Consider the following 25,840-nt stretch of genomic DNA (forward strand, 5'->3'; position numbering starts at 1 on the left):
AGCGCTGCGCTCAATCAGCAACGTCCCCCAACTGGACCCCGGCCTCCGCCGGGATGGTGCCCCAAGCCAATGTTCCCTGACTTCCTTGTTCTCCCGCGAAGGCGGGAGCCCAGTCTGGACTCCCGCCTTCGCGGGAGAACAAGCTTTGACGGGCAGGTCAGCCCTTTAAAACCACCCCATCACGGTAACCGGAAACGGCGTCCAAGCCCCCACTTTCACCCCAGCAAACCGAAGCGCATCCCCCGTCCACGCATTACAAGTCCGCACCGCGCTATACTGCCCGTTAGCCTCGTAAAACGCGTCATACCCCGCATACCCCCGGTACCGCGCACCCCCATCCCGAAAGCTAGCCCGGATATACGCCGCCAACCGCCGATACTGAGCCGGCGTCACCACGATCTCCCGAGCCCCATCCCCCGCGCGCGGCCTCGGCAGATGGTCGACATGCATCAAAGTCCGATCACTCCCGAACGCCGCACCGACCACGGTCCGCAGCTTCACGTCCGCCCAGGTCGGCGTCTCGAGATAAAACGTCTTCTCCCCCCACCCGAACGCCACATGATCGAACGCGCCATACCGCGGATCGCGCAGGTCCCCCGCCCGAGCCACCCCGCGCCAGTCCACGCCCGCCGCCACCTTCGGCACGATGATCCCGGTATGCACGCCGTTGCTCTCGACGAAGATATGCACGCCTTCGACCGGCGCCCGCCAGTCGCGATTGCTGGGGATCGAGCCACCGACCAACCCCGCCATCGCATAGCTCGCGACCACCCCGAACACCGCCGCGACCGCCCTTAAAATCGACTTAACCCAACGCGTTTCCGTCTTCATTCCGTCATGCTAGACCAGCCGCATGGCCAATGACACACATGTGCTGAGCACCCCGCCCGAAGGCGCGCCCGACTGGACGATCCCGCAGAACTGGGCGGATTACACCGCGGAGGATCACGCGACCTGGGACACGCTGTTCGCGCGCCAGTCGAAGCTGCTCCCCGGCCGCGCGTCGAACGCCTGGCTGCGCGGGCTCGACGTCCTGAAGCTGTCGAAACCCGGCATCCCCGATTTCGAGGAGCTGTCCGAACGCCTGACCAAGCTCACCGGCTGGTCGGTCGTCGCGGTCCCCGGCCTCGTACCCGACGACGTGTTCTTCGACCACATGGCCAACCGGCGGTTCGTGGCGGGCAACTTCATCCGCCGCCCCGACCAGCTCGATTACCTCCAGGAACCCGACGTCTTCCACGACGTGTTCGGCCACGTCCCCATGCTCGCCGACCCGGTGTTCGCGGATTACCTCGCCGCCTACGGCCGCGGTGGCCAGCGTGCGCTCGGCCTCGACGCGCTGAAATACTTGGGACGGCTCTACTGGTACACGGTGGAGTTCGGCCTGATCGCGGAACCCGAAGGCCTGCGCATCTACGGCTCGGGCATCGTCTCGAGCTACGCGGAAACCCGCTTCGCGCTCGACGATCCGAGCCCCAACCGGATCGCGCTAGACCTCGCCCGGGTGATGCGCACCGAGTACCGGATCGACGATTTCCAGCAGAACTACTTCGTCATTCCGAGCTTCGAGGAGTTGCTGAGGCTGACGGTGGAGACCGACTTCGCGCCGCTGTACGAGGAACTGAAGGAGCTCCCGGATATCCCCGTCGCGCGGATCGAGCCGGGGGATGTGGTGATTACCGAAGGCACGCAGGACTACGCGAAGTCGAAGGCATCCGCTGAGACCGCATAAGCATCCTCTAGAAGCCACCACCCCGGCGAAGGCCGGGGCCCAGTTGGGATAGCGGTGCGGTTCTATCTCAAGGGTTCACCCAACTGGGCCCCGGCCTCCGCCGGGGTGGCGGTGGAGATGGGGTGAGGGCCGCCCTCACCAACTTGTTCCCCCGCGAAGGCGGGGGCCCAGACTGGACCCCCGCCTTCGCGGGGGAACACCCTTCTGGGGGGAGGGCAGTTACTCAAATATCCGCAGCGCTCAGATATCCAACGCCCACCCATCGCGCCCCTTCGGATCGAACGGCCCCTCCGCCACAAACCTCTCCGGCCCGGCCTTAAGCCGAAGCACAGACCAATCCCCCCGCCGGTCGACCGCCTCAAGCGAACACCCGCAAGCCTCATACGCCTCCACGACCCCAGCCCGCTGCGTCTCCAGCAACCCGGCCAGCACGATCGTAGCCCCCACATCCGAAATAGACGCAATCTCCGGCGCCATAGACACCAGCGGCCCGGCAAGAATATTCGCGATCACCAGATCATACGGCGCGCGAACCACGATCGCATCGTCCAGCGTACCATCCGCCACAACCAGATCGATCCCCTCGACCCCATTAAGCGCCGCATTCTCCGCCGTCACATCGATCGAGACCGGATCGATATCCGTCCCCATCACCCTGGCCCCAGGCCAAAGATGCGCCGCCGCAAACGCGAGCAAGCCCGTCCCCGTCCCGATATCGATCACGTTCGCAAACGAAGCGTCCGCCAACCCGTCGAGCATCGCCAGACACCCGCTGGTCGTCTCATGATGCCCCGTCCCGAACGCCCGGCTAGCCTCGATCAAAAACGCCCGCTTGTCCGCCGGCACCGCACCCGAATGTGCCCCGGTATGCACGAAGAACCGCCCAACCGACAAAGGCTCGAGCCCAGCCTGGCTCATCGTCACCCAGTCCGCATTGCCCAACCGCTCGACCGCGATCTCGGCCCCCGCCGCACTCGGCACGAGCGCCCGCACCGCCGCGACCGTGTCGGCCGCCGGCTCATGCTCGAAATACGCATCGAGCCGCCACGACTCGACGTCGTCCTCAATCTCCTCGGTGGTCATCAACACGCCGTCGATGGTCAGATCGTCGCTCGCATCGATCGCCTCCGCCTCCGCCCGCGTGCAGGGGAGGGTGAGCTTCCAACTATCGGACATAGCTCGCCCCATTCACGTCGATCACCGAGCCCGTCATCGAAGCCGGCGCCTCCAACGCCAGAAACTTCGCCGCCGCCGCAATCTCGTCAGGCGCCGCGACCCGCCCGAGCGGAATGTCCGCCAGCAGCGCATCGCCGCCACGGCTCGACAGATAATCCTCCGCCATCCCGGTCATCGTGAACCCGGGGCACACCGCGAATGCCAGAATGCCCTCCCGAGCATACCCCCGGGCAATGGTCTTCGTCATCGCCACCATTCCCGCCTTCGAAGCGGCATAATGCCAATGCGCCGGCGAATCCCCGCGATAGGCGGCCCGGCTCGCGATATTGACGATCCGCCCACCGACCCCGCGCGCCTGCCAGTGCAGCACCGCCAGCCGGCAAAGCTCAGCGGAGGCGGTCAGGTTGATCCGCATCGTCCGCTCCCACTGCGCGGTCCAGTCGTCATCGGCGAGCGGTGCCGCCTCGAACACGCCAGCATTGTTGATCAGCACATCGATCGTACCGCCAGCCTGCGCCAACGCAGCGTCCCACAACGCAGTCGGTCCCGCAGGATCACTAAAATCGGCCGGGATGCCGCTGGCGGTCCCATGCCCGATGACGGAAGCGCCCGCGTCGGTCAGCGCCGCATGAATAGCCGCGCCGATACCGCGACTGGAGCCGGTAAGAAGAATGGTCATCCCCGCGCTCTAGCGCCGCAGGCTGTATCCGTCATCAAGTCGAAGAAGGAATGGTTCACGCGGAGACGCGGAGGCGCGGAGAGGGTGCACGTCGGTCAGGCGAGACGCGTAACAACGTGAGTTTTGAAGAACCTCCGGTTCCGCCAGACCCTCCGCGTCTCCGCGTCTCCGCGTGAACTCATTACTCTCTTCCAGCGCCCCTCAAGCCACGCTAGCCGAGAACCCGTCCGCCGCGCCGCGCAGCTCGCCCAGCTTGTCGTCGACCTCGCCGAACTGCCGCCCAAGTCCGTCGATCTCGGTAGCCACGCTCTCGGTATCCTCGCGGATCGCGGCGATCGTGGTCGACATCGAATCCGCCGCCAGCGCGGTTTCGTCGACCGCGGCGGTGATCGCGCACACGGTCTGCGCCTGCGCTTCCATCGCGTAACGGATGCGGCCGGCGGATTCCTGCACGTCGGCGACCGTCGACTTGATGATCGCGTTGGTCTCGACGGTCGCGCGCGTCGCCGCCTGGATTGCGGCGATCTTCGCGGCGATGTCGTCGGTCGCCCGCGCGGTCTGGCTCGCAAGCGATTTCACTTCCTGCGCGACGACCGCGAAGCCGCGCCCCGCATCGCCCGCGCGCGCCGCCTCGATCGTCGCGTTCAGCGCCAGCAGATTGGTCTGCCCGGCGATGTTCCGGATCAACCCGAGGATCGAATCGATCGATTTGGCATGCTCGCTCAGCGCGTCCGAGGTCCCGACCGCGAGATCGGCCTGGACCGAGGCACGGTCGGCGATCCGCGCGGCGGACTCGACCTCGACGCGCGCGTCCTCGATCGCGCGGATCAGGCCGGCGGCGACCTGCGCGGCTTCGCGCATCGCGACCGCGGATTGCTCGGCGGCGGCGGCGACCTCGCTCGCCTTGCCCAAAACGCTGCGGGTCGACGACGATGCGCCTTCCGCCTGGATCCGGATGCGCGCGCCAAGGGCTGCGGTATCCTCGATCGACGCGGCGATCGACTCGCGAAAATCCGCCGCCCGTGCGCCGCGCTCGCCACGCGCCTGTGCGGCGTCGGTGGCGCCAAGGTGCGACGCCATCAGATCCGCCTCGATCAGCGCGAGGCGCTGGACGATATCGCCCAGCCTCTGCATCTGCGCGGTATCGGTGCCCATCCGGTCCGCCACCAGGCTCAGCGTCACGCTGTGCGCGAACGCCAGCGACGACAGCAGAGCGGGCAGGGGAATGCCCGATTTGCGCGAATCGTCGGCATGGCCGATCGCGATTGCCTTCCAGGCCTCGTCATAGGGCGACTGGTATTTCAGCCGCGCATACTCGGCACTCGCCGTGATACGGCGCGCCAGTCGCTCGGGCGTGAAATACGCCACGACGTGGCTCACCGCCTCCAGCGACAGATAACGCTGCCAGAACGTCTCGGCGATCCGGCGATGGTCGTCCTCGTCCAGCAACGCGGTCAGGGTCGCGCAGGTCGGCGCGATCAGCCCGTCCCAGTCATAGTCGCGCACGCGGTCGCGCAGCGATCGGATGTCGCTGTCCCAGGCCGCGGGAAGTAGGGGGCGGGGCGACGCGCTGGCGGGTGTTGCAGTCATCGGGGTTCCTATGCAGCGACCTTGGCCACGAAATCGCCCGCGCTGTTCTTGAGATGGCCGAGCCGTCCGTCGAGCACGTCGAAACCGCGTCCCACGCTGTCGATCTCGCGCGCGACGGTTTCGGTGTCTTCCCGGATCGTCGCGATCGTGGTCGACATCGAATCCGCCGCCAGCGCCGTCTCGTCGACCGCGGCGGTGATCGCGGTCACGGTCTGCGCCTGCGCCTCCATCGCGTAGCGGATACGGTCGGCGCTCTCCTGCACTTCGGCGACGGTCGACTTGATACTGGCATTGGTCTCGACCGTGCCCCGCGTGGCCGACTGAATCGCGGCGATCTTCGCGGCGATGTCGTCGGTCGCGCGCGCGGTCTGGTTGGCGAGGCTCTTCACCTCCTGCGCCACCACCGCGAACCCGCGGCCGGCATCGCCTGCGCGCGCCGCCTCGATCGTCGCGTTCAGCGCGAGCAGGTTGGTCTGCCCGGCGATGTCGCGGATCAGCCCGAGGATCGATTCGATCGACTTGGCATGATCGCTCAGCGCCTCGGACATGCCGACCGCCTGGCCCGCCTGCACCGACGCGCGATTGGCGATCTCCGCTGCGGCCTCGACTTCGGTCCGCGCATCCTCGATCGCGCGGATGAGCCCGGCGGCAGTCTGCGCCGCCTCGCGCATCGCCACCGCGGATTGCTCGGCGGCGGCGGCGACCTCGCTCGCCTTGCCCAGCACCGCGCGGGTCGACGCCGAACTGCGCACCGTCTGTTCGCGCAACGTATGACCCTCGTGCGTGGCGGTCTCGACCATCGCCGCGATCCCGTCGCGGAACTCGGTGGCCAGCTTGTCGCGTGCGTCCTGCGCCGAATGCGCGCGATACGCGGTATAGATCGCGACGGTGATCTCGCCCTCGAGCGCGGACAGCCGCATGAGCGTGTCGATATATACGGGCAACGTCTCGCTGCTGCGATCGACCCGGCGCATCAGCACGTCCAGCGCGGCGCGATCGCTCGCGCTGATCATCGACAACAACGCCATCGGCGACACGTCGGCGGCGTAGGCCGCTGCGACCGACCGTTCGATCGACTCGACCCAGCCGCGACCCGCGGTGTCGAGGAAGCGGTTGCGCAGGAACGTGCAGCCGATCGCGATCATTTCCTCGGTCTTGTGCGCCGCCCAGACCCGTTCCTCGGAGAAACAGCGCTGCCACTGCTCCCAATACGCCTTCGACACCGCCGCGATCTCGGGTTCGATCGCGTCCCACACCGCGCGGCTGGCGGCGGTCAGCGAACCGTCGAAGTCGAACGCCCGCAACCGTACCGGAAGGTCGATGGTGGCGGCGATCGCGCCGGTCATCGGCATGTCTGTGGTCAAGGCGGTAGACTCCGGAAACGGGTTTTGCCCGTCGAGCGCTAAGGCCTATTGATTAAAAGCTGGTTAGGGATGGCCGGCAACAGCGGCGACGGTTTCGCGTGCGCGTTCCTGGGTGGCCAGGACGTGTCCAGCTATTGCCTTGGGTTATCGGAACCCGAGCGATGGGTTGCATCGCAGCACGCGGTGGCTAATAGGTCGCCCAATCTATATATTCTGGACCAAGCTGTTCTTGGTTCGTCATCTTCTGGTTCGAGGACTCCGCCCTTGGCATCGCGCAACCCGGCACGCCCGCTATCTCCCCATCTGCAGGTCTATAAATGGGGCCCGCACATGCTGGTCTCGATCCTGCACCGCGCGACCGGCAGCGGGATGGCGACCGTCGGCAGCCTGCTGCTCGTCTGGTGGCTCGCCGCGATCGCCGCGGGCGATCAGGCCTATGCGACCTTCGTCGATGTGTTCACGACCGATACCGGCCGTCTCAATATCCTCGGCTATATCGTCGCGGTCGGGCTGACGCTGTCGCTGTTCCAGCACATGATGACCGGCATCCGCCACTTCGTGCTCGACACCGGCGCGGGCTACGAACTGAAGCGGAACAAGATGGGCGCGATCGCGACGATGGTCGCATCGGTCGCGCTGACGGTCGTGTTCTGGCTCTACATGGGGATCAAGTAATGGGTTCGGGTACGGCAATCGGTCGCGTCCGCGGCCTCGGCAGCGCGAAACACGGCGCGCACCACTGGTGGCAGCAGCGCCTGACGGCGGGCGCGAACCTGTTCCTCATGCTGTGGCTGATGATCTCGGTCGCGCGGATGCCCGGCTACGACTACGCCGCGGTCCATCTGTGGCTACAGTCGGCCTGGGTCGCGGTGCCGATGGCGCTGTTGATCCTGTCGGTGTTCTATCACTTCCGTCTCGGTCTGCAGGTCGTGATCGAGGATTACCAGCACGGCGAGAGCCGTGTCGTGACGATGATCCTCCTCAACCTGTTCACCTTCACGCTGGGCGGCATCGCCCTGTTCGCGATCCTGAAGGTCGCCTTCTCCGGAGCTCCCGCGTAATGTCAGCTGCCTACAAGATCATCGATCATACCTATGATGCGGTCGTCGTCGGTGCCGGCGGCTCCGGCCTGCGCGCGACGATGGGCATCGCCGAGAGCGGCCTGAAGACCGCGTGCATCACCAAGGTTTTCCCGACCCGTTCGCATACCGTTGCAGCCCAAGGCGGCATCGCCGCGTCGCTCGGCAACAACTCGCCGGACCACTGGACCTGGCACATGTTCGACACCGTCAAGGGTTCCGACTGGCTCGGCGACCAGGACGCGATCGAGTATCTGTGCCGCGAAGCCCCGCAGGCGGTGTACGAGCTCGAACACGCCGGCATGCCGTTCAGCCGTAACGAGAACGGCACGATCTATCAGCGTCCGTTCGGCGGCCACATGCAGAACATGGGCGAGGGCCCCCCGGTCCAGCGCACCGCCGCCGCCGCCGATCGCACCGGCCATGCGATGCTCCACGCGCTGTACCAGCAGAGCCTGAAGTACAACACGGACTTCTTCGTCGAGTATTTCGCGCTCGACCTGATCATGGAAAACGGCGTCTGCCGCGGCGTCATCGCGCTGTGCATGGAAGACGGCTCGATCCACCGCTTCCGCAGCCACCAGACCGTGCTCGCCACCGGTGGCTATGGCCGCGTCTATTTCTCGGCGACCTCGGCGCACACCTGCACCGGCGACGGCAACGCGATGGTGCTCCGCGCCGGGCTTCCGTTGCAGGACATGGAGTTCGTCCAGTTCCACCCGACCGGCATCTACGGCGCGGGCGTGCTCATCACCGAGGGCGCACGCGGTGAGGGCGGCTATCTGACCAACTCCGAGGGCGAGCGCTTCATGGAGCGCTATGCCCCGTCGGCGAAGGACCTCGCCTCGCGCGACGTCGTCAGCCGCTCGATGGCGCTCGAAATGCGCGAAGGCCGCGGCGTCGGCAAGAACGGCGACCACATCTTCCTGCATCTCGATCACATCGATCCCAAGGTGCTCGCCGAGCGCCTGCCGGGCATCACCGAGACCGGCAAGGTCTTCGCCGGCGTCGATCTCACGCGCCAGCCGCTGCCGGTCACGCCGACCGTGCACTACAACATGGGCGGCATCCCGACCAACTTCCACGGCGAGGTCGTCAACCTCGTCGACGGCAACCCCGACGCGGTCGTCCCCGGCCTGTTCGCGGTCGGCGAGGCTGCGTGCGTGTCGGTCCACGGCGCCAACCGCCTCGGCTCGAACAGCCTGATCGATCTCGTGGTGTTCGGCCGCGCGACCGGCCTGCGGATCAAGGACACGCTGAAGCCCGGCACGGCACACGCGCCGCTGCCCAAGGGTTCGGAAGACCTCGCGCTGACGCGTCTCGACCATTTCCGCAATGCGTCGGGCGGTTCGCCGACCGCGCAGATCCGTCTCGACATGCAGCAGACCATGCAGAAGCATTGCGCGGTGTTCCGCGACACCGAGCTGCTGAACCAGGGCGTCGAGAAGATGGCCGGGATCTACAGCCGGATGACCGACGTCGCCGTGAAGGATCGCAGCATGATCTGGAACACCGATCTGGTCGAGACGATGGAGCTCGACAATCTGATCGGCCAGGCGGTCGTGACGATGAACTCGGCCGCCAACCGCACCGAGTCGCGCGGCGCGCACATGCACGAGGATTTTCCCGAGCGCGACGACGCGAACTGGATGAAGCACACCATCACCACCTTCAACGGGTGGGGCGGCAAGGGCGGCGAGACCAAGATCGATTTCCGCCCGGTCCACGACTACACGCTCACCGACGACATCGACTACATCAAGCCCAAGAAGCGGGTATACTGATGACCTGGGCCATCATCGCGATCGGGTTCCTGGTGCCCGTCGCGGTGGGGCTACTGACACGTTTCCAACCGATGATCGCCGGCTTCCTATGGCCGGTGGTCGTCGCGCTACTGACCGCGATCTACGTCTTCGGGATAGAAACTCGCGGCGTGGGCGAAGAACCTCAAAAGATAGCGATCACCTTCTACGCGCTCTTCTCGCTGGTAGGCGGCGTCCCGGGCGGCTTGGTAGGCTGGATTCTCCAGTACAAGCGCACAACCAAGGTTAGCTGAACCCCCTCCCGTTCTCCTGCGAACGCAGGAGCCCAGGATCACAAACGCCGCGCTCAGTAACTCTGGACTCCTGCGTTCGCAGGAGAACGGGCGACTGAGACAGACGTGCTACCGCTCCACCCGCCCAGCCGCAATCTTGTACACCAGATTCCGATCCCGCCGCCCGACCGCCACGACGATCACCGTCACCAAGCCATCGTGGACCCGGTACACAAGTCGATACCCCGCAGCCCGTAGCTTGATCTTGTAGCACCCAGTCATTCCGCTCAGCCGCGCACTCGCAATATGCGGCTCGCCCAACCGCTCGATCAGCTTCGCCTTGAACTGCGCGCGAACATTGGCGCCGAGCTTTTCCCACTCCCGCAGCGCGCTCGGCAGGAAAGCGAGACTATAGGTCGCCAAGCGAAACCGCGACCGGCACCTCGTCGGCACGCGCCCGCACCAAGTCTGCCAGTTCGACGTCTTCCAGCCGATCCATCAACTCTTCCCAAGCCGCCGCCGGCACTAGATACGCAGCGGGCGTATTCCGGTTCAGCACCGCCACTGGAAACCCGCCCGCAGCCTCGATGACCCCGGAAGGGTTCTTCTTCAGGTCGCTGATGCTCACCGTTGCGCCGGCAAATATGGTCTCGATCATGACCAGTCTATAGTACGTCGAACAGGTCAGACCAAATCGCTGTGCTGATATGCGGCAACTCATTCGGAACCCACCGCCCCCGCAAAAGTTTGCCGCGGCATGACCGACACATCCCCCGCTTCGAACGCCCGCAACTACCCGTTGCTGGCCGCCCCCCACATCCACCTCCACGGCCCCGTCGACGACGCGATGTACGACACTTTCAAGTCGCAACTCGTCGCCGCCCCCACCGAAGGCCCGCTGGTCGTCTCGATCACCACACTCGGCGGCGACCCCGAAGTCGCGCGCGCGATGGGCGACAACATCCGCCTGCTCCGCGAGTATACCGGCCGCGAGACGCTCTTCCTCGGCAAGGTCGCGGTCTATTCCGCCGGCGCGACGTTCATGTCCGCCTTCCCGGTCGACAGCCGTTTCCTCACCCGCAACAGCCGCATCATGATCCACGAGCGCCAGATGCAAAGCACGATCGAACTCAACGGCCCGCTCAACACGCTGTCCTACACGCTCAAGGCCAAGCTCCACGAGATCGAGGATTCGATCAAGATCCAGGAGGAAGGCTTCCGCGCGATCGTCGAGGGCTCGAAGGTATCGCTCGAGGAATTGAAGAAGAAGGCCCCCTCCAACTGGTACATCGAAGCCGAGGAAGCCCGCGACCTGGGGCTCGTCCTCGACATCATCTGACCCGGCACGCGCAGGTAACGCGACAGCGGGTGTGACGCATGTTGCACCCGCGAAGCTAAGGATTTGCGGGGAGGGCCCCTGTCATGTATCGGCTCTGACAACCTATAATCACACCACGGACGGACCGCTCGCAATGGCCGAATTCTCGCTCCCGAAAAACAGCGTCGTCAAGAAGGGCGTCAAGCACGCCTCGACCAGCGGGGGTAAGCGTCTCAAATCGTTCAAGGTCTACCGCTACGATCCGGACAGCGGCGAGAACCCGCGCTACGATAATTTCGAGCTCGATCTCGACGATACCGGCCCGATGGTGCTCGACGCGCTGATCAAGATGAAGAGCGAGCAGGATTCCTCGCTCACTTTCCGCCGGTCGTGCCGCGAGGGCATTTGTGGCTCGTGCTCGATGAACATCAACGGCAAGAACGGCCTCGCGTGCACGACCGCGATCGAGGATTGCAAGGGCGAGGTCCAGATCACGCCGCTGCCGCACATGGACGTGATCAAGGACCTGGTCCCCGACTTCACGCATTTCTACGCGCAATATTCGTCGATCAAGCCGTGGCTGCAGACCGTCACCCCGCCGCCCTCGGGCAAGGAGCGCCTCCAGTCGCCGGAAGACCGCTCGAAGCTCGACGGCCTGTACGAGTGCATCCTGTGCGCCTGCTGCTCGACCTCGTGCCCGAGCTATTGGTGGAACGCCGACAAGTTCCTCGGCCCCGCGATCCTGTTGCAGGCCTATCGCTGGCTCGCCGACAGCCGCGACGAGATGACCGGCGAGCGGCTCGACGAGCTCGAGGATCCGTTCCGCCTGTATCGCTGCCACACCATCATGAACTGCGCGAACGCCTGCCCCAAGGGGCTGAACCCCGCCAAGGCGATCGCCGAAATCAAGAAGATGGAAGCCGAACGGGTCGTCTGATCCCTTCGATACGGGCCTTCGACTTCGCTCAGTCCCTACTCAGGACGAACGGGGGGTATAAACATCCGTTCGTCCTGAGTAGCTGCTGAGCTTGTCGAAGCGGCGTATCGAAGGACAGGTTGTTGACCACCCCCCATTTCGTCGAAGCCGAAGACCCAGCCAACCCTGGCTGGCGCAGTTGGTCGCTCTCCGACCCCACCCGCTTCAACACGCTGCTCGGCCCCATGCTTTACCGCGTCGACGGCCACACCGTCCGCGTCCGCATCACCCCCGAGCATCGCCACTCGAACCTCCAGAACAACGTCCACGGCGGCGCGCTCCTCGCGTTCATCGACGTCGCGCTGTTCGCAGCCGCCAGAGGCTTCGGCCTGATTACCGCCGGCACCGCGGTGACGCTCGATCTCAACACGCAGTTCATCGGCGGCGGCCGCGTCGGCGAACCGATCGAGGCGCAGGTCGAGGTGCTAAAGGAAACCGGCCGCCTCTTGTTCCTCCGGGGTCTCGTGGTGCAAGGGGACGACGAAACGAAGATCGCCGCCTTCTCGGCCACGATCCGCAAGCCGACTGCCAGATAGCACCGGCGCCTCACTGTGCTTCCGCGCACGCGGGAGTCCAGGAGTCAGATACACAACGCCTGGGGGCCTGGGCCCCCGCCTGCGCGGGGGAACGGAAATGACTGTACTCAAGGCCTATGAGGCGCTCGTAGCCTCGGGCGAACTCCGCCCCGACCCGGAACAAGCCGCCGCCGCCGCGCGCCTCAACACCCTCGCCACCGAACTCGCCACCCCCAAATCCACCGGCTTCTTCGCCCGCTTCTCCAAAAAAGCCGACCCCCGCGGAGTCTACCTCTGGGGCGGAGTCGGACGCGGTAAGTCGATGCTGATGGACCTGTTCTTCGCGAACGCCCCAGTCGACAAAAAACGCCGCGTCCACTTCGGCGAGTTCATGCTCGAGGTCCACGCGCGCATCGCCGCCGAACGTCGCAAGGAAGTCGGCGACCCGATCGTCCCCGTCGCCACCGCGATCGCCGACGAGACCCGCCTGCTCGCGTTCGACGAGATGATGGTCACCAACAGCCCCGACGCGATGATCCTGTCGCGGCTGGTGACGTCGCTGCTCGATTCCGGCGTGACGATCGTGACGACCTCGAACCGCCCGCCGGCCGATCTCTACAAGAACGGCCTCAACCGCGAGCATTTCCTGCCCTTCATCGCGACCATCGAACAGCGCCTCGACGTACTCCCGCTCAACGGCCCGGTCGATTATCGCCGCGACCGGCTCGGCAGCCAGGACACGTGGCTCGTCCCCAACGGCCCCGAGGCGACCGCGCAACTCTCCGCCGCGTTCTTTCGCCTCACCGACTTCTCGACCGACGACAGCGAGCACGTCCCGGCCGAAGACCTGATCGTTCAGGGCCGTACGCTCCGGGTGCCGAAATCACTCAAGGGCGTCGCGGTGTTCAGCTTCAAGAAGCTGTGCGGAGAAGCCCGCGGCGTGGCCGACTACCTCGCCATCGCGCGGAAGTTCCACACCGTCATCCTCGTCGGCATCCCCAAGCTCGGCCCCGAGAACCGCAACGAAGCGGCGCGCTTCGTCGCGCTGATCGACGCGCTGTACGAGCACAAGGTGAAGCTCCTCGCCGCCGCCGATGCGCAACCCGGCGACCTCTACGAAAGCGGCGATGGCAGGTTCGAATTCGACCGCACGATAAGCCGCCTCGAAGAGATGCGCTCCGAGGACTATCTCGCCGAAGGCCACCTCTGACCGACCCCGAATACCACCCCGGCGAAGGCCGGGGCCCAATTGGAAAGGTCGCAGTAACAGCGCGCGGTGCTCCGTTAGCAACGTTCCTCAATTGGGCCCCGGCCTCCGCCGGGGTGGTTCGATTTGGATGGTTGTGCCTTATTGCACATGCGAACCACTTGCAATAACAACCCGCTTTTGTCCTTTTAGCGGTTGCCGTAGCGGGATAATGCGCGTAACCGGCGTCACCAATCACCCCGCACATCAGACGGAGACGGATTGGAATGGCTCGCAAGAAGATCGCGCTGATCGGCGCCGGTAACATCGGCGGTACGCTCGCGCACCTCGCAGCACTCAAGGGCCTTGGCGATATCGTCCTGTTCGACGTCGCCGAGGGCATCCCCCAGGGCAAGGCGCTCGACCTGTCGCAGTGCGGACCCGTAGAAGGCTTCGACTCGCAGATCACCGGCTCGAACGATTACGCCGACATCGCCGGCGCGGACGTCATCATCGTCACCGCCGGTGTCGCGCGGAAACCCGGCATGAGCCGCGACGACCTGCTCGGCATCAACCTCAAGGTCATGAAGGCCGTCGGCGAGGGTATCAAGGCCAACGCTCCGAACGCGTTCGTGATCTGCATCACCAACCCGCTCGACGCGATGGTGTGGGCGCTCCGCGAATTCTCGGGTCTGCCGCACCACATGGTGGTCGGCATGGCCGGCGTGCTCGACTCGGCACGCTTCAGCCACTTCCTCGCCGACGAGTTCAAGGTCTCGGTCAAGGATGTCACTAGCTTCGTGCTCGGCGGCCACGGCGATACTATGGTCCCGGTCATCAGCTACTCGACGGTGTCGGGCATCCCGGTTCCCGACCTCATCGCGATGGGCATGTCGAGCCAGGAAAAGATCGACGCGATCGTCAAGCGCACGCGCGGCGGCGGCGGCGAGATCGTCGCGCTGCTGAAGACGGGTTCGGCATACTACGCGCCGGCGACCAGCGGCATCGCGATGGCCGAGGCGTATCTGTACGACCAGAAGCGCGTGCTTCCGGCCGCGGCATATGTGTCGGGCGAGTATGGCCTTACCGATCTGTACGTCGGCGTGCCGGTGGTGATCGGTGCCGGCGGCGTCGAGAAGATCGTCGAGATCAAGCTGGATGATGAAGCCAAGCAGAACCTCACCGTGTCGGTCGATGCGGTGAAGGAGCTGATCGTGGCCTGCAAGGGCATCGACGGTTCGCTGAACTGATTTGAGGTGAGGTGACGAACCAAAAGGAGTAACCACCACCCCGGCGAAGGCCGGGGTCCAGTTGGGAAAGCCGAAATGATGGAAGAACAAGCGTTCGTCTACATCATGGCCAACTTCCCCAACGGTGCGATCTACCTCGGTTCGACCGTAAACCTGCCAAAGCGTGTGTGGGAGCACCGCAACGGTTTCGGCGGTTTCACCAAGCGTTACGGCTGCAAGATCCTCGTCTGGTACGAGGCCTGCGGCGAATGGGAAGCGGCACGGCAGCGCGAGCTGCAAATGAAGGAGTGGAAGCGGGCCTGGAAAGTGCGTGAGATCGAAGGGTTCAATCCTGCTTGGGATGACCTGTACGATCATATCGCGTTACCATGACCGCCTTCCCAACTGGACCCCGGCCTTCGCCGGGGCGGACCGGACTGGAGATAGAATGAGCATCCTCGTCGACAAGAACACCAAGGTCATCACCCAAGGCATGACCGGCGAAACCGGCAGCTTCCATACCAAGATGGCGCTGGAATACGGCACGCAGATGGTCGGCGGCGTCACGCCCGGCAAGGGCGGTACGACCCACCTCGACCTCCCCGTCTACAACACCGTCGCCGAAGCCAAGGCGATGACCGGCGCGACCGCGTCGGTCATCTACGTGCCGCCCCCCTTCGCCGCCGATTCGATCCTCGAGGCGATCGACGCCGAGATCGAGCTGATCGTCGCGATCACCGAGGGCATTCCCGTCCTCGACATGGTCAAGGTCAAGCGCGCGCTGTCGGGCTCCAAGTCGCGCCTCATCGGCCCGAACTGCCCCGGCGTGCTGACCCCCGGCGAGTGCAAGATCGGCATCATGCCCGGCTCGATCTTCAAGAAGGGCTCGGTCGGCGTTGTCAGCCGTTCAGGCACGCTCACCTATGAGGCGGTGTTCCAGACGTCGAACGCAGGCCTTGGTCAGACGACCGCGGTCGGCATCGGTGGCGATCCGGTCAACGGCACGAACTTCATCGACGTGCTCGAGCTGTTCCTCGCCGACGACGAGACGCAGTCGATCATCATGATCGGCGAAATCGGCGGCGACGCAGAAGAGCAGGCGGCACAGTTCCTCCGCGACGAAGCAAAGCGCGGTCGATCGAAGCCGATGGCAGGCTTCATCGCCGGTCGTACGGCGCCTCCTGGTCGTCGCATGGGCCATGCCGGCGCGATCGTGTCGGGCGGCAAGGGCGACGCGGAGAGCAAGATCGCGGCGATGGAAGCTGCCGGGATCAAGGTCTCGGAAAGCCCCAGCCTGCTCGGCGAGACGCTGCTGAGCGTGTTGAAGGGTTGATCTGACTACCCCTCTCCCTTCGGGGAGAGGGAAGGAGCTGCCGAAGGGCTCCCGTGAAAGTAGCACTTTCATGGGGTTCTGGGGCAGCGGAAGGGTGAGGGCACGTGACCGCCCGTGCCCTCACCCTCCCACCCGCAAGTGCGAGTGGGCCCCTCCTTCTCCCCCGCGGGGAGAAGGACACTGAGGACGAGAACGATGGGCTACGAAGGCCAGGATTTCAGCGATATCGCAGCCGGCGTCAGCCCGGCGTTCGTGGAGACGCTCTACGCCAAGTTCAACGCGGACCCGGCCTCGGTCGAATCCGGTTGGCGCGCGTTCTTCGAGGGTCTCGAAGGCTCCGCGCAGGGCCCGAGCTGGGAGAGCGCCCGCTGGCCGCTCACCACCACGGACGACCTGACCGCAGCGCTCGATCCGACCCAGATGGAGCCCGCGCCCAAGCCCGCCAAGGGTGGCAAGCCGGCCCCCGCCGCCGCGGCACCCGCGCCCGTCTCGAAGGAAGAGATCGCCAAGGCCGCCGCCGACGCGATCCGCGCGCAGCTGCTCGTCCGCACCTACCGCGTCCGTGGCCATCTCGCCGCGAACCTCGATCCGCTCGGCCTGTCGAAGCGCGAGATGCCCGAGGATCTGAAGACCGAATATCACGGCTTCTCCGACGGCGACATCGACCGGAAGGTCTATCTCGGCGGCACGATGGGCTTCGAATGGGTCTCGATCCGCGAGCTCGTCGACACGTTGCGCAAGAATTACTGCGGCAATGTCGGCCTCGAATACATGCACATCTCCGACGTCGAGGAGCGCCGCTTCCTCCAGGAGCGCATGGAGGGCCAGGACAAGGCGATCGAATTCTCCATCGACGGCAAGAAGGCGATCCTCACCAAGGTGATCGAGGCCGAGCAGTGGGAGAAATTCCTCGGCAAGAAGTACGTCGGTACGAAGCGCTTCGGGCTCGACGGCGGCGAATCGATGATCCCCGCGCTTGAGTCCGTCATCAAGTACGGCGGCCAGATGGGCGTGCGCGAGCTCGTCATCGGCATGGCGCATCGCGGTCGCCTCAACGTGCTGGCGAACGTGATGGCCAAGCCGTTGCGCGTGATCTTCCACGAATTCGCCGGCGGTTCGGCCAATCCCGACGACATCGGCGGCTCGGGCGACGTGAAGTACCACCTCGGCACCAGCACCGATCGCGAGTTCGACGGCCACAAGGTTCACATGAGCCTGGTCGCCAACCCGTCGCATCTCGAAGCCGCCGACCCCGTCGTGCTCGGCAAGACGCGTGCGATCCAGACGCTCACCAACGACCTCAAGGATCACACCGCGGCGTTGCCCGTGCTGATCCACGGCGACGCGGCGTTCGCGGGGCAGGGGATCGTCTGGGAGTGCCTCGGCTTCTCCGGCATCCGCGGCTACAACACCGGCGGCTGCGTCCACTTCATCATCAACAACCAGGTGGGCTTCACGACCTCGCCGCAGTTCGCGCGCTCGTCGCCCTACCCGTCGGACGTCGCCAAGGGTGTCCAGGCGCCGGTCTTCCACGTCAACGGCGACGATCCCGAGGCGGTCACCTTCGCGACCAAGATGGCGATGGAATTCCGCCAGAAGTTCCACCGCGACATCGTCATCGACATGTGGTGCTATCGCCGCTTCGGTCACAACGAGGGCGACGAGCCGTCCTTCACGCAGCCGCTGATGTACGACATCATCCGTAAGCACCCCGGCGTGTCGACGGTCTATGGCAACCGCCTGATCAAGGAAGGCGTGATCGACCAGCCCTGGATCGACGAGAACGTGAAGCAGTTCACGCTCCGTCTCGAGGGTGAGTTCGAAGCCGGATCGTCGTACAAGCCGAACAAGGCGGACTGGTTCGGCGGTCGCTGGACCGGCCTCAGCGCGCCCACGGATGGTGCGTCGGCACGCCGCAATGTCGAGACCGGCCTCAGCACGAAGCTGTTCGATTCGCTCGGCCGCACGCTCACGACCGTCCCCGACAGCGTGAAGATCCACAAGACGCTGGCGCGCGTGATCGACGCCAAGCGCGAGATGTTCAAGTCGGGCAAGGGCTTCGACTGGGCGACCGGCGAGGCACTCGCATTCGGTGGCCTGCTCTCGGAAGGGTACGGCGTCCGCCTGTCCGGCCAGGATTCGGGCCGCGGCACCTTCTCGCAGCGCCACGCCGTCTGGGTCGACCAGACCGACGAGCACAAGTACGTGCCGTTGCAGGAGATCGAGCACGGCAATTTCGAGGTGCTCGACAGCCCGCTGTCCGAGTACGGCGTGCTCGGCTTCGAATATGGCTATGCGCTTGCCGACCCGAAGACGCTGGTCCTCTGGGAGGCGCAGTTCGGTGATTTCGTCAATGGCGCGCAGATCATGATCGATCAGTTCATCACGTCCGGCGAGTCGAAGTGGCTCCGCGCCAACGGCCTCGTGATGCTGCTGCCGCACGGCTATGAAGGGCAGGGGCCAGAGCATAGCTCGGCACGTCCCGAGCGCTTCCTTCAGTCGTGCGCGGACGACAACATCCAGGTCGCGAACTGCACCAGCCCGGCGAACTATTTCCACCTGCTTCGCCGGCAGATGCACCGCAACTTCCGCAAGCCGCTGATCGTGATGACGCCCAAGTCGTTGCTGCGGCACAAGCTGGCCGTCTCGAACGCCGAGGATTTCCAGGGCGACAGCCACTTCCGCCGCCTGTTGTCGGATACCAATCCGGCCGCCGACGTCGATACGAAGCGTCTGGTCCTGTGCACCGGCAAGGTCGCGTACGACCTGATCGAGGCACGCGATGCGGCGGGCGACACCGACACGCAGATAGTCCGCGTCGAACAGCTCTATCCCTTCCCCGGCAACCCGATCGCCGAGCGCGTCGCACGGATGCCGAACCTGGAAGAGATCGTCTGGGCGCAGGAAGAGCCGAAGAACAACGGCTATTGGTTCTTCGTCGAGCCGCTGATCGAGGAGGCGCTGGCAACGGTCGACTCCCGCGTGAAGCGCGCGCGCTACGCCGGGCGCAACGCCTCGGCGTCGCCCGCGACCGGCCTGATGAAGCGTCACCAGGCCGAACAGGGCGCGCTCGTCGCCGACGCGCTCGGCCACAGCGTCCGCGACGAAATCCGCCGCACCCGCGCAAACTAAGTTTTTCTACCACCCCGGCGTAGGCCGGGGCCCAATTGGGATGGTAGATGTAATTGAGCGAAACGCCGGCCACTCAGCGTTTCGTAACTGGACCCCGGCCTACGCCGGGGTGGAGGAAACGAGAAAATGGCAACCGAAGTCACCGTCCCCGTCCTGGGTGAATCGATCACCGAAGCCACCCTCGGCGAGTGGCTGAAGCAGCCCGGCGACCCCGTCGCGGTCGACGAGCCGATCGCCAGCCTCGAGACCGACAAGGTCTCGGTCGAGGTCCCGTCGCCGGTCGCCGGCGTCATGGGCCAGCACGCCGTCGCCGTCGGCGACACCGTGCAGGTCGGCGCGATGCTCGCCACGATCGACTCCGGTGACGGCGCCGCCGCTGCCCCGGCCAAGGCGCCCGAGCCAGCCGCGACCGCAACGCCGTCCGCGCCCGCCAAGGATGAGTCCGGCGCAGGTTACGGCGACCAGCCCGGTGCCGGCACCAGCGACTCGCCCGCCGCGCTCTCCCCGTCGGTCCGCCGCGCGGTGCTCGAGCACGGCGTCGACCCCGGCACCGTCAAGGGCACCGGCCGCGACGGTCGCATCACCAAGGAAGACGTGACCGCCGCCGCATCGAGCAAGCCAGCACCGGCGCCCGCCGCAGCGCCTGCTCCGGCCGCAGCGCCTACCGCCGCTTCGGGTCGCGGCGAAGAGCGCGTGCGCATGACGCGCCTCCGCCAGACGATCGCCAAGCGCCTCAAGGAAGCGCAGAACACCGCCGCGATGCTGACGACGTTCAACGACGTCGACATGACCGCGGTGATCGAGGCGCGCGCCAAGTACAAGGACCTGTTCGAGAAGAAGCACGGCGTCCGCCTCGGCTTCATGGGCTTCTTCGTGAAGGCCGCGACGATGGCGCTGCGCGACATCCCCTCGGTCAACGCGTCGATCGACGGCGACGACATCGTCTATCACGATTACGCCGACATCTCGGTCGCGGTCTCGTCGCCGGGCGGCCTCGTCGTCCCGGTGATCCGCGATGCCGACCAGATGTCCGTCGCGACGATCGAGAAGACGATCGGCGACTTCGGCAAGCGCGCCAAGGAAGGGGCGCTCAAGATGGACGAGATGAAGGGCGGCACCTTCACGATCTCGAACGGCGGCGTGTTCGGCTCGCTGATGTCGACCCCGATCATCAACCCGCCGCAGTCCGCCGTGCTCGGCCTCCACCGCATCGAGGAGCGCCCGGTCGTCGTCAACGGCCAGATCGTCATCCGCCCGATGATGTACCTCGCACTCAGCTACGACCACCGCCTGATCGACGGCCGCGAAGCCGTGACGTTCCTGGTGGCGCTGAAAAATGCGATCGAAGATCCCACGCGCATCCTGATCGACCTCTGAGGTCGATGAACGAAGGTACGTTCTGAACGGAAAGAAGGTACACCAAAGGTATCGCATGACTTAAACCGTCATCCTGACGAAAGTCAGGATCCAGAGTAACGGACGGAACCGCTCGTTGCTCTGGATCCTGGGTCGAGCCCAGGATGACGGAAAGTATCGTGAGGCAATCGGAGGTCGAGATGACGGCACCAGATCGAACGCCATGGGACGGGATCATCGTGACCGACCCAGATGTTTGCTTCGGCAAGGTTCGCATCGCCGGCACCCGAATGTACGTCGATCACCTCCTTGAGTTCATCGAGTATGGTGGTTCGATCGATAGCTATCTCGCGGATTATTCCCATATCACTCGGGCACAGTTGCAAGCTGCACTCGGGTTCACGCGCGATCTCGTTGCGGCGAAGCGCAATAAGTTAAAAGGTGAGTTGAGGCATGGCTGACTACGACTATGACGTCCTCGTGATCGGTGCGGGCCCCGGCGGTTACGTCGCGGCGATCCGTGCCGCGCAGCTCGGCCTGCGCACCGCCTGCGCCGAATCGCGCGAGACGCTCGGCGGCACCTGCCTCAACGTCGGCTGCATCCCGTCGAAGGCGCTGCTCCATGCGTCCGAGATCTACGAGGAGGCCAAGGGCGGCCACATGACGAAGTTCGGCATCGACTTCCAGGGCGTCACGCTGAACCTCGACCAGATGCACGCCGAGAAGGCCAAGGCCGTCAAGGAACTGACCGGCGGCGTCGAATTCCTGTTCAAGAAGAACAAGGTGACCTGGCTCAAGGGCAAGGCCGCATTCCAGGACGCGCACACCGTCGACGTGGCGGGCCAGAAGGTCACCGCGAAGAACATCGTGATCGCCACCGGCTCGTCGGTGATGCCGCTCCCCGGCGTCGAGGTCGACCAGACGACCGTCGTCGACAGCACCGGCGCGCTCGCATTGCCGAAGGTGCCCGAGCACATGGTCGTCATCGGCGGCGGCGTGATCGGCCTCGAACTCGGCAGCGTCTGGCGTCGTCTCGGCGCGAAGGTCACGGTCGTCGAGTTCGTCGACCAGATCCTCCCCGGCTTCGACGGCGAAGTCCGTCGCGAGACCGCCAAGCTCTTCAAGAAGCAAGGCATGGAGCTGAAGCTCTCAACCAAGGTCACCGGCGTGACCGTCGCCGACGGCGTCGCGACTGTCACCGTCGAGCCTGCCGCGGGTGGCGCATCCGAAACGCTGACCGCCGACGCGGTGCTCGTCTCGATCGGGCGCAAGGCCAACGTCGACGGCCTCAACCTCGAAGCCATCGGCCTCGAGCTCAACAAGCGCAGCCAGATCGAAACCGACCACTCGTTCCGCACCAAGGTCGACGGCGTCTGGGCGATCGGCGACTGCATCCCCGGCCTGATGCTCGCGCACAAGGCCGAGGACGAAGGCGTCGCGGTCGCGGAAAACATCGCCGGCCAGACCGGCATCGTCAACGAGGACGTCATCCCGAGCGTCGTCTACACGATGCCCGAGATCGCCGGCGTCGGCCTGACGGAAGAGGCAGCGAAGGACAAGACCGAGATCAAGGTCGGCAAGTTCCCGTTCGCCGCCAACAGCCGCGCCAAGACCAACCGCGACACCGACGGCTTCGTGAAGATCATCGCCGACGCCAAGACCGACCGCGTCCTCGGCGTCTGGATCGTTTCTTCGCTGGCGGGAACGCTGATCGCCGAAGCCGCCATCGCGATGGAATTCGGCGCGACCAGCGAGGACATCGCCTACACCTGCCATGCGCATCCCACGCATGCCGAGGCGATCAAGGAAGCGGCGATGGCGGTGCAGGGCAAGCCTATTCATATCTAGCAATTGCTAGATATGGATCCAAAGGGCTTGCCCGGCCGGCGACGCTCCAGCGCCGTCCGACGACAGGGGCTTTGCCCCTGTCCGGCCAAGCAAGGCTTCGCATCTGCGAGTGAAGAAAGATCGAGAGGGCGTCGGTGGCAATCCACCGGCGCCCTCTCTGCGTTTGCCGCGCGAACGGCGAACGGCGAACGGCGAACGACCTGGGTTGAAAGGGTAGGGGTAACGAGCGGGAGTCGGGGGTGTGGGGAAGCGATACAATTGCACGCCCTCCAGAAAACCCGTCCGACCACCCGCTATCCGTCATCCCGGCGAAGGCCTGGACCCACGGTTACGGCGGACCCCGCGATATCGCTCCATCATTACCTGCCCCGCGACCATGGGTCCCGGCGTCCGCCGGGATGACGGGGGAGGGGGTAGCGAGCTATAAAATGGCAGCCGCGACTGCAGGAAGATCCTGGTTTGCGAGGTCTATGACAGCGCCACGTGCTCCCAAGCCCACGCTCCAGACCCTTCTCAAACCCTTCAAACCCACACCCCGATCCGTCATCCCGGCGGACGCCGGGACCCACGGTTACGGAGGACCCGGCGATATCGCGCCATCATTACCCGCCCCGCGACCATGGGTCCCGGCGTTCGCCGGGATGACGGGGCAAGGGGAACGCAATTACCGAGCTCGATCAGAGTGGCGTGCACCGCGTGGCGGGGCCCTTCAAGCCGAAGCACCCAAAACCCAACAAAAAGCAAATTTCCGTCCCCACGCCCTAACCGGAACCAATCCTTAGCAAAGCCGACCTATCAACCCGCGTAACGAACGAACAAGCAGGTCTCCGTGGCGCTCGATCTCTCTACTCTCTACGTCGTCGCAGGCCTTGGCATGCTGGTCGCCGGGTTCATCCATCTCATCCCCCTCGCGACCGGCCGGTTCGGGTCATGGGCAGGCTTATGGGGCGCCGGTCACGTGATCGCCGGTTGCGGCGCACTGATGGCGGTGCTGAACGATCGGATCGGTCTCCCCTGGGCGCCCAGCATCGGCAACCCCGCGGTGGTGATGGGCTATGCGCTGATCGCCGGCGCGGCGGTGAAATTCGACCGCCCGGACGCGCGCCTGAGGTCGCTGCTGGCGATCGCCGCGGTGCTGGGCCTGCCCTTGTGGTTCACGCACGACCCTGCGCATTTCCACCTCCGCGTCGCCTATCTCAGCGTCATCCGTGCCGGGTTCGATCTCGTCGTGGTCGTCGTCGCCGTCCGTTTCGCGCGGCGTGACTCGCTGCAGACCGGCTGGATCGTCGCCGCGCTGTTCGCGGTCACCGTACCGATGTTTCTCGGCCGCGCCTGGCTGGCCTATAGCGACCGCATCGGCACGCAGCTGACCGGTCGTCACGACGATCTCGGCGCTTGGCTCGCCGCCGGCCAGATCGCCTTCATCATCTTCCGCGCGTTCTCGCTGCTGATCCTGCAGGCCGAGCGCGGCCAGAACCTGCTGCTCGATCAGATGGAGCGCGACTGGCTCACCGGCGCGTTCAATCGCGCCGGCCTCGATCGCATCGTGCGGACGTTCGTTGGCGGCCATGCGCCGCGCACGCTGACGGTGATGATGCTCGATCTCGATCGCTTCAAGACGCTCAACGACACGTTCGGCCACGCCGCCGGCGACGCGGCGCTCCGCACCTTCGCGGAGATCGCCCACGAGGCGCTCGGCCGGCAAGGCCACCTCGTCCGTTGGGGCGGCGACGAATTCGTCTGCGTGCTCCCCGACGTCTCGACAACGCAGGCCCGCGCGATCGGCACCAGCATCGCGACACGGTTCGCGCAGACCATGGCGCCGCGCATGGCGACGCATGGCACGCTCGGGGTCAGCTTCGGTATCGTCGAAGGCGAGCCCCAGACGCCGATCGTTGACCTCATCGCCGACGCAGACCGCGCGATGTACCGCGCGAAGAGCGACCGCCGCCAACCCGCCGTCTGCATCCCCCCCGTATATATCCCGGACGTCTACATCTCCGACGTCTACGTCCCTGACGTCTACACAAAGGCCGCCTGAGCACCGGGGCAGGACCGCAACGCCACGCGCGACGTCGTGGTCCTGCACGGTCAAGCGGCCGGCGGATCCTTCTTCCCGGTCGGCTTGCCGAACCCGACGAACAACCGCTCCAGCCCTACCGTCACCGAGTCCAGCACCTTGGCGAACTCGGGCGGCAACGCGGTCTTCTCGCTCCGCGGCGGCTCCGGCGTATCCCCGGCGAACGGACCATTGCCCTGCGGCTTGGCCGTCTCTGCCGCCACGTCCGGCTCCACCTTCGACGCACCAGGCTCAGCCTGTTGCGAGGGTGCGGCAGGCGAGGGCGGGGAAGGGGGTGTCGGCGGCGTCGGCCGCGCATTCGCCTTCGCGTCGTGCTTCGAGATCGCCGTCGCCGCGGCCATCAGCCCGGCCGCGATCATCTGCCGCCCGACCGGCGTCCCCATCTGCCGTGCGATCGTCGCGGCGATCCCGGCGAACGGCGCCCCACCCGCATGCTTGCCGCCACCCTGCTTGCCACTGTCATGCTTGCCATCGTCATGCTTGTGGCGCTTGTGCCCGCCGCCGTCTGGCTCACCCGCGTGATGCCCGCCCGCGCGCATGTCGATCTCCACCTCGCGCTCGCGCCGTTTACGCTCGTCCTTCTTCTTGCCCATGTCGTCCTCTGTGCCGTTCGCAATGTGTACGACAAAGATAATACACCGATTTAGGATCGCAAGCCCGATGGCGCCGGTCCTCTGGTCGACACCGGAGCCGCGCTTACTTGCCGGACCACGTCCCCGGCAGTCGCCACATTACCTTGCGCGAAGCATGGCTGATCATCGGCTTGCCGTCGAAGCCGAGCGCCGGGCTGTAGCGCCCGCGTGCGACGATCGCGTGGCACGCCGCCTTGTCGAGCTCGACCTCGCCGCTCGACACCACGGTTCGGCAATCGGCGACATGGCCATCCAGACCAATCGTCCACAGGATCGTCGTCGTGCCCTGCGCGCCCTTGCTGACGATCGACATTGGGTAGTCGCTGGTCGAGATCCAGTCTCCCGGAGAGCGTTTCGGCTCGGCGGCTTGCGCGATCCGCGATCGCTCGGTCGGATCGAGCCCCCACAGCTTGACCGTCGAATCATTGCACTTGGCCAACGCCTCGAACGCCGCCTTCGCATTGGGCAGGGTAAAGCTCCATCCGCGCATCTTCTCGGGCGCGACTAGCAGCACCGCGTCGGGAGGAAGTGCCTCGAACAGCGCGGCGTCGACGGGCATCTGCGTCATCCGCTTCCCCGA

At 65.5% G+C, this 25,840-nt stretch carries 26 protein-coding genes; 17 read left to right on the top strand and 9 right to left on the bottom strand.

The annotated features are described in order from the left end of the window. Positions 1–165: 165 nt before the first annotated feature. Positions 166–831, bottom strand: coding sequence for a TIGR02117 family protein (locus ASG20_RS00950; protein WP_056047413.1), 666 nt, complete (start codon positions 829–831; stop codon positions 166–168). A gap of 22 nt (positions 832–853) precedes the next feature. Between ASG20_RS00950 and phhA the strand changes: the two genes are divergently transcribed. Beyond that, complete coding sequence (phhA, locus tag ASG20_RS00955) at positions 854–1,732, top strand: phenylalanine 4-monooxygenase (RefSeq protein ID WP_056047417.1); 879 nt, start codon at positions 854–856, stop codon at positions 1,730–1,732. Between the two features lie 240 nt (positions 1,733–1,972). Here phhA and ASG20_RS00960 read toward each other — a convergent pair whose 3' ends face one another. The 4 genes from ASG20_RS00960 to ASG20_RS00975 form a co-directional block, all read right to left on the bottom strand. Further along, positions 1,973–2,908, bottom strand: a complete 936-nt coding sequence (locus ASG20_RS00960) for a 50S ribosomal protein L11 methyltransferase (RefSeq protein WP_056047420.1) — start codon at positions 2,906–2,908, stop codon at positions 1,973–1,975. Further along, positions 2,898–3,587, bottom strand: a complete 690-nt coding sequence (locus ASG20_RS00965; RefSeq protein WP_056047423.1) for an SDR family NAD(P)-dependent oxidoreductase — start codon at positions 3,585–3,587, stop codon at positions 2,898–2,900. Before ASG20_RS00965 ends, ASG20_RS00960 begins: the two co-directional genes overlap by 11 nt. A 201-nt stretch (positions 3,588–3,788) precedes the next feature. After that, positions 3,789–5,177 (bottom strand): methyl-accepting chemotaxis protein, encoded by a 1,389-nt coding sequence (locus ASG20_RS00970; protein ID WP_056047427.1) that lies wholly within the window; start codon positions 5,175–5,177, stop codon positions 3,789–3,791. 8 nt (positions 5,178–5,185) lie between these two features. Further along, positions 5,186–6,529 carry a methyl-accepting chemotaxis protein gene (locus ASG20_RS00975; protein ID WP_056047430.1) on the bottom strand — a complete coding sequence of 448 codons (1,344 nt, stop codon included), beginning with the start codon at positions 6,527–6,529 and terminating at the stop codon, positions 5,186–5,188. A 276-nt stretch (positions 6,530–6,805) separates the two neighbouring features. Between ASG20_RS00975 and sdhC the strand changes: the two genes are divergently transcribed. From sdhC to ASG20_RS00995, 4 genes are read left to right on the top strand one after another with little or no spacing between them, the layout of a single operon-like run. Then, positions 6,806–7,216: a succinate dehydrogenase, cytochrome b556 subunit gene (gene sdhC, locus ASG20_RS19830; protein ID WP_056047433.1), complete on the top strand. Its 411-nt coding sequence runs from the start codon at positions 6,806–6,808 to the stop codon at positions 7,214–7,216. After that, a complete protein-coding gene (sdhD, locus tag ASG20_RS00985; protein WP_056047435.1) occupies positions 7,216–7,602 on the top strand; it encodes a succinate dehydrogenase, hydrophobic membrane anchor protein in 387 nt (128 codons plus the stop codon). The genes sdhC and sdhD overlap by 1 nt, the downstream gene beginning before the upstream one ends. Continuing rightward, the gene (gene sdhA / locus ASG20_RS00990; RefSeq protein WP_056047438.1) at positions 7,602–9,404 is read left to right on the top strand and encodes a succinate dehydrogenase flavoprotein subunit; all 1,803 of its coding nucleotides are present in this window, start codon (positions 7,602–7,604) and stop codon (positions 9,402–9,404) included. The genes sdhD and sdhA overlap by 1 nt, the downstream gene beginning before the upstream one ends. Then, positions 9,404–9,676, top strand: coding sequence for a hypothetical protein (locus tag ASG20_RS00995; RefSeq protein WP_056047441.1), 273 nt, complete (start codon positions 9,404–9,406; stop codon positions 9,674–9,676). The genes sdhA and ASG20_RS00995 overlap by 1 nt, the downstream gene beginning before the upstream one ends. 108 nt (positions 9,677–9,784) lie before the next feature. Here ASG20_RS00995 and ASG20_RS01000 read toward each other — a convergent pair whose 3' ends face one another. Then, complete coding sequence (locus ASG20_RS01000; protein ID WP_056047443.1) at positions 9,785–10,078, bottom strand: type II toxin-antitoxin system RelE family toxin; 294 nt, start codon at positions 10,076–10,078, stop codon at positions 9,785–9,787. Continuing rightward, the gene (locus ASG20_RS01005; protein WP_107964063.1) at positions 10,065–10,313 is read right to left on the bottom strand and encodes a type II toxin-antitoxin system Phd/YefM family antitoxin; all 249 of its coding nucleotides are present in this window, start codon (positions 10,311–10,313) and stop codon (positions 10,065–10,067) included. Before ASG20_RS01005 ends, ASG20_RS01000 begins: the two co-directional genes overlap by 14 nt. A gap of 99 nt (positions 10,314–10,412) precedes the next feature. Between ASG20_RS01005 and ASG20_RS01010 the strand changes: the two genes are divergently transcribed. The 12 genes from ASG20_RS01010 (at position 10,413) to ASG20_RS01065 (ending at position 24,589) form a co-directional block, all read left to right on the top strand. Then, complete coding sequence (locus tag ASG20_RS01010) at positions 10,413–10,994, top strand: ClpP family protease (RefSeq protein WP_056047446.1); 582 nt, start codon at positions 10,413–10,415, stop codon at positions 10,992–10,994. 133 nt (positions 10,995–11,127) lie between these two features. After that, a complete protein-coding gene (locus ASG20_RS01015; RefSeq protein ID WP_056047449.1) occupies positions 11,128–11,910 on the top strand; it encodes a succinate dehydrogenase iron-sulfur subunit in 783 nt (260 codons plus the stop codon). A 122-nt stretch (positions 11,911–12,032) separates the two neighbouring features. Next, on the top strand, positions 12,033–12,485 hold the full coding sequence (locus ASG20_RS01020) for a PaaI family thioesterase (RefSeq protein WP_056050230.1): 453 nt from the start codon (positions 12,033–12,035) through the stop codon (positions 12,483–12,485). Between the two features lie 97 nt (positions 12,486–12,582). Continuing rightward, entirely contained in the window at positions 12,583–13,674 is a 1,092-nt protein-coding gene (gene zapE / locus ASG20_RS01025) for a cell division protein ZapE (protein WP_056047452.1), read from the top strand. Between the two features lie 263 nt (positions 13,675–13,937). Continuing rightward, positions 13,938–14,900 (top strand): malate dehydrogenase, encoded by a 963-nt coding sequence (gene mdh, locus ASG20_RS01030; RefSeq protein WP_056047455.1) that lies wholly within the window; start codon positions 13,938–13,940, stop codon positions 14,898–14,900. Between the two features lie 78 nt (positions 14,901–14,978). Then, entirely contained in the window at positions 14,979–15,272 is a 294-nt protein-coding gene (locus ASG20_RS01035) for a GIY-YIG nuclease family protein (RefSeq protein WP_056050232.1), read from the top strand. A gap of 55 nt (positions 15,273–15,327) precedes the next feature. Continuing rightward, entirely contained in the window at positions 15,328–16,212 is an 885-nt protein-coding gene (gene sucD, locus ASG20_RS01040) for a succinate--CoA ligase subunit alpha (protein WP_056047458.1), read from the top strand. Positions 16,213–16,407: 195 nt separating this feature from the next. Then, positions 16,408–19,344: a 2-oxoglutarate dehydrogenase E1 component gene (locus ASG20_RS01045; RefSeq protein WP_056047460.1), complete on the top strand. Its 2,937-nt coding sequence runs from the start codon at positions 16,408–16,410 to the stop codon at positions 19,342–19,344. A 126-nt stretch (positions 19,345–19,470) separates the two neighbouring features. Further along, positions 19,471–20,721, top strand: coding sequence for a 2-oxoglutarate dehydrogenase complex dihydrolipoyllysine-residue succinyltransferase (gene odhB / locus ASG20_RS01050; RefSeq protein WP_056047464.1), 1,251 nt, complete (start codon positions 19,471–19,473; stop codon positions 20,719–20,721). 179 nt (positions 20,722–20,900) lie between these two features. After that, positions 20,901–21,161: a DUF433 domain-containing protein gene (locus tag ASG20_RS01055; protein WP_056050234.1), complete on the top strand. Its 261-nt coding sequence runs from the start codon at positions 20,901–20,903 to the stop codon at positions 21,159–21,161. Then, positions 21,154–22,548 carry a dihydrolipoyl dehydrogenase gene (gene lpdA, locus ASG20_RS01060; protein WP_056047466.1) on the top strand — a complete coding sequence of 465 codons (1,395 nt, stop codon included), beginning with the start codon at positions 21,154–21,156 and terminating at the stop codon, positions 22,546–22,548. Before ASG20_RS01055 ends, lpdA begins: the two co-directional genes overlap by 8 nt. An 829-nt stretch (positions 22,549–23,377) precedes the next feature. Further along, complete coding sequence (locus ASG20_RS01065; RefSeq protein WP_156363986.1) at positions 23,378–24,589, top strand: GGDEF domain-containing protein; 1,212 nt, start codon at positions 23,378–23,380, stop codon at positions 24,587–24,589. A gap of 50 nt (positions 24,590–24,639) precedes the next feature. Here ASG20_RS01065 and ASG20_RS01070 read toward each other — a convergent pair whose 3' ends face one another. Next, positions 24,640–25,221, bottom strand: a complete 582-nt coding sequence (locus ASG20_RS01070; protein ID WP_056047472.1) for a hypothetical protein — start codon at positions 25,219–25,221, stop codon at positions 24,640–24,642. A gap of 103 nt (positions 25,222–25,324) precedes the next feature. After that, entirely contained in the window at positions 25,325–25,828 is a 504-nt protein-coding gene (locus ASG20_RS01075) for an energy transducer TonB (protein WP_056047473.1), read from the bottom strand. Positions 25,829–25,840: the final 12 nt, after the last annotated feature.

This window comes from Sphingomonas sp. Leaf198, assembly GCF_001424005.1.
Lineage (GTDB): Bacteria > Pseudomonadota > Alphaproteobacteria > Sphingomonadales > Sphingomonadaceae > Sphingomonas.

What these genes read in the sequence shown, in the direction of transcription:
- ASG20_RS01055 (WP_056050234.1), top strand. Translation starts at nt 20,901, where the DNA reads ATGACGGCACCAGATCGAACGCCATGGGACGGGATCATCGTGACCGAC.
- lpdA (WP_056047466.1), top strand. Translation starts at nt 21,154, where the DNA reads ATGGCTGACTACGACTATGACGTCCTCGTGATCGGTGCGGGCCCCGGC.
- ASG20_RS01075 (WP_056047473.1), bottom strand. Translation starts at nt 25,828, where the DNA reads ATGACGCAGATGCCCGTCGACGCCGCGCTGTTCGAGGCACTTCCTCCC.
- odhB (WP_056047464.1), top strand. Translation starts at nt 19,471, where the DNA reads ATGGCAACCGAAGTCACCGTCCCCGTCCTGGGTGAATCGATCACCGAA.
- ASG20_RS01005 (WP_107964063.1), bottom strand. Translation starts at nt 10,313, where the DNA reads ATGATCGAGACCATATTTGCCGGCGCAACGGTGAGCATCAGCGACCTG.
- ASG20_RS00950 (WP_056047413.1), bottom strand. Translation starts at nt 831, where the DNA reads ATGAAGACGGAAACGCGTTGGGTTAAGTCGATTTTAAGGGCGGTCGCG.
- ASG20_RS01015 (WP_056047449.1), top strand. Translation starts at nt 11,128, where the DNA reads ATGGCCGAATTCTCGCTCCCGAAAAACAGCGTCGTCAAGAAGGGCGTC.
- sdhD (WP_056047435.1), top strand. Translation starts at nt 7,216, where the DNA reads ATGGGTTCGGGTACGGCAATCGGTCGCGTCCGCGGCCTCGGCAGCGCG.
- ASG20_RS00995 (WP_056047441.1), top strand. Translation starts at nt 9,404, where the DNA reads ATGACCTGGGCCATCATCGCGATCGGGTTCCTGGTGCCCGTCGCGGTG.
- ASG20_RS01045 (WP_056047460.1), top strand. Translation starts at nt 16,408, where the DNA reads ATGGGCTACGAAGGCCAGGATTTCAGCGATATCGCAGCCGGCGTCAGC.
- ASG20_RS00975 (WP_056047430.1), bottom strand. Translation starts at nt 6,529, where the DNA reads ATGCCGATGACCGGCGCGATCGCCGCCACCATCGACCTTCCGGTACGG.
- ASG20_RS01070 (WP_056047472.1), bottom strand. Translation starts at nt 25,221, where the DNA reads ATGGGCAAGAAGAAGGACGAGCGTAAACGGCGCGAGCGCGAGGTGGAG.
- ASG20_RS01035 (WP_056050232.1), top strand. Translation starts at nt 14,979, where the DNA reads ATGGAAGAACAAGCGTTCGTCTACATCATGGCCAACTTCCCCAACGGT.
- phhA (WP_056047417.1), top strand. Translation starts at nt 854, where the DNA reads ATGGCCAATGACACACATGTGCTGAGCACCCCGCCCGAAGGCGCGCCC.
- ASG20_RS01010 (WP_056047446.1), top strand. Translation starts at nt 10,413, where the DNA reads ATGACCGACACATCCCCCGCTTCGAACGCCCGCAACTACCCGTTGCTG.
- ASG20_RS00960 (WP_056047420.1), bottom strand. Translation starts at nt 2,908, where the DNA reads ATGTCCGATAGTTGGAAGCTCACCCTCCCCTGCACGCGGGCGGAGGCG.
- ASG20_RS00965 (WP_056047423.1), bottom strand. Translation starts at nt 3,587, where the DNA reads ATGACCATTCTTCTTACCGGCTCCAGTCGCGGTATCGGCGCGGCTATT.
- zapE (WP_056047452.1), top strand. Translation starts at nt 12,583, where the DNA reads ATGACTGTACTCAAGGCCTATGAGGCGCTCGTAGCCTCGGGCGAACTC.
- mdh (WP_056047455.1), top strand. Translation starts at nt 13,938, where the DNA reads ATGGCTCGCAAGAAGATCGCGCTGATCGGCGCCGGTAACATCGGCGGT.
- sdhA (WP_056047438.1), top strand. Translation starts at nt 7,602, where the DNA reads ATGTCAGCTGCCTACAAGATCATCGATCATACCTATGATGCGGTCGTC.
- ASG20_RS00970 (WP_056047427.1), bottom strand. Translation starts at nt 5,177, where the DNA reads ATGACTGCAACACCCGCCAGCGCGTCGCCCCGCCCCCTACTTCCCGCG.
- sucD (WP_056047458.1), top strand. Translation starts at nt 15,328, where the DNA reads ATGAGCATCCTCGTCGACAAGAACACCAAGGTCATCACCCAAGGCATG.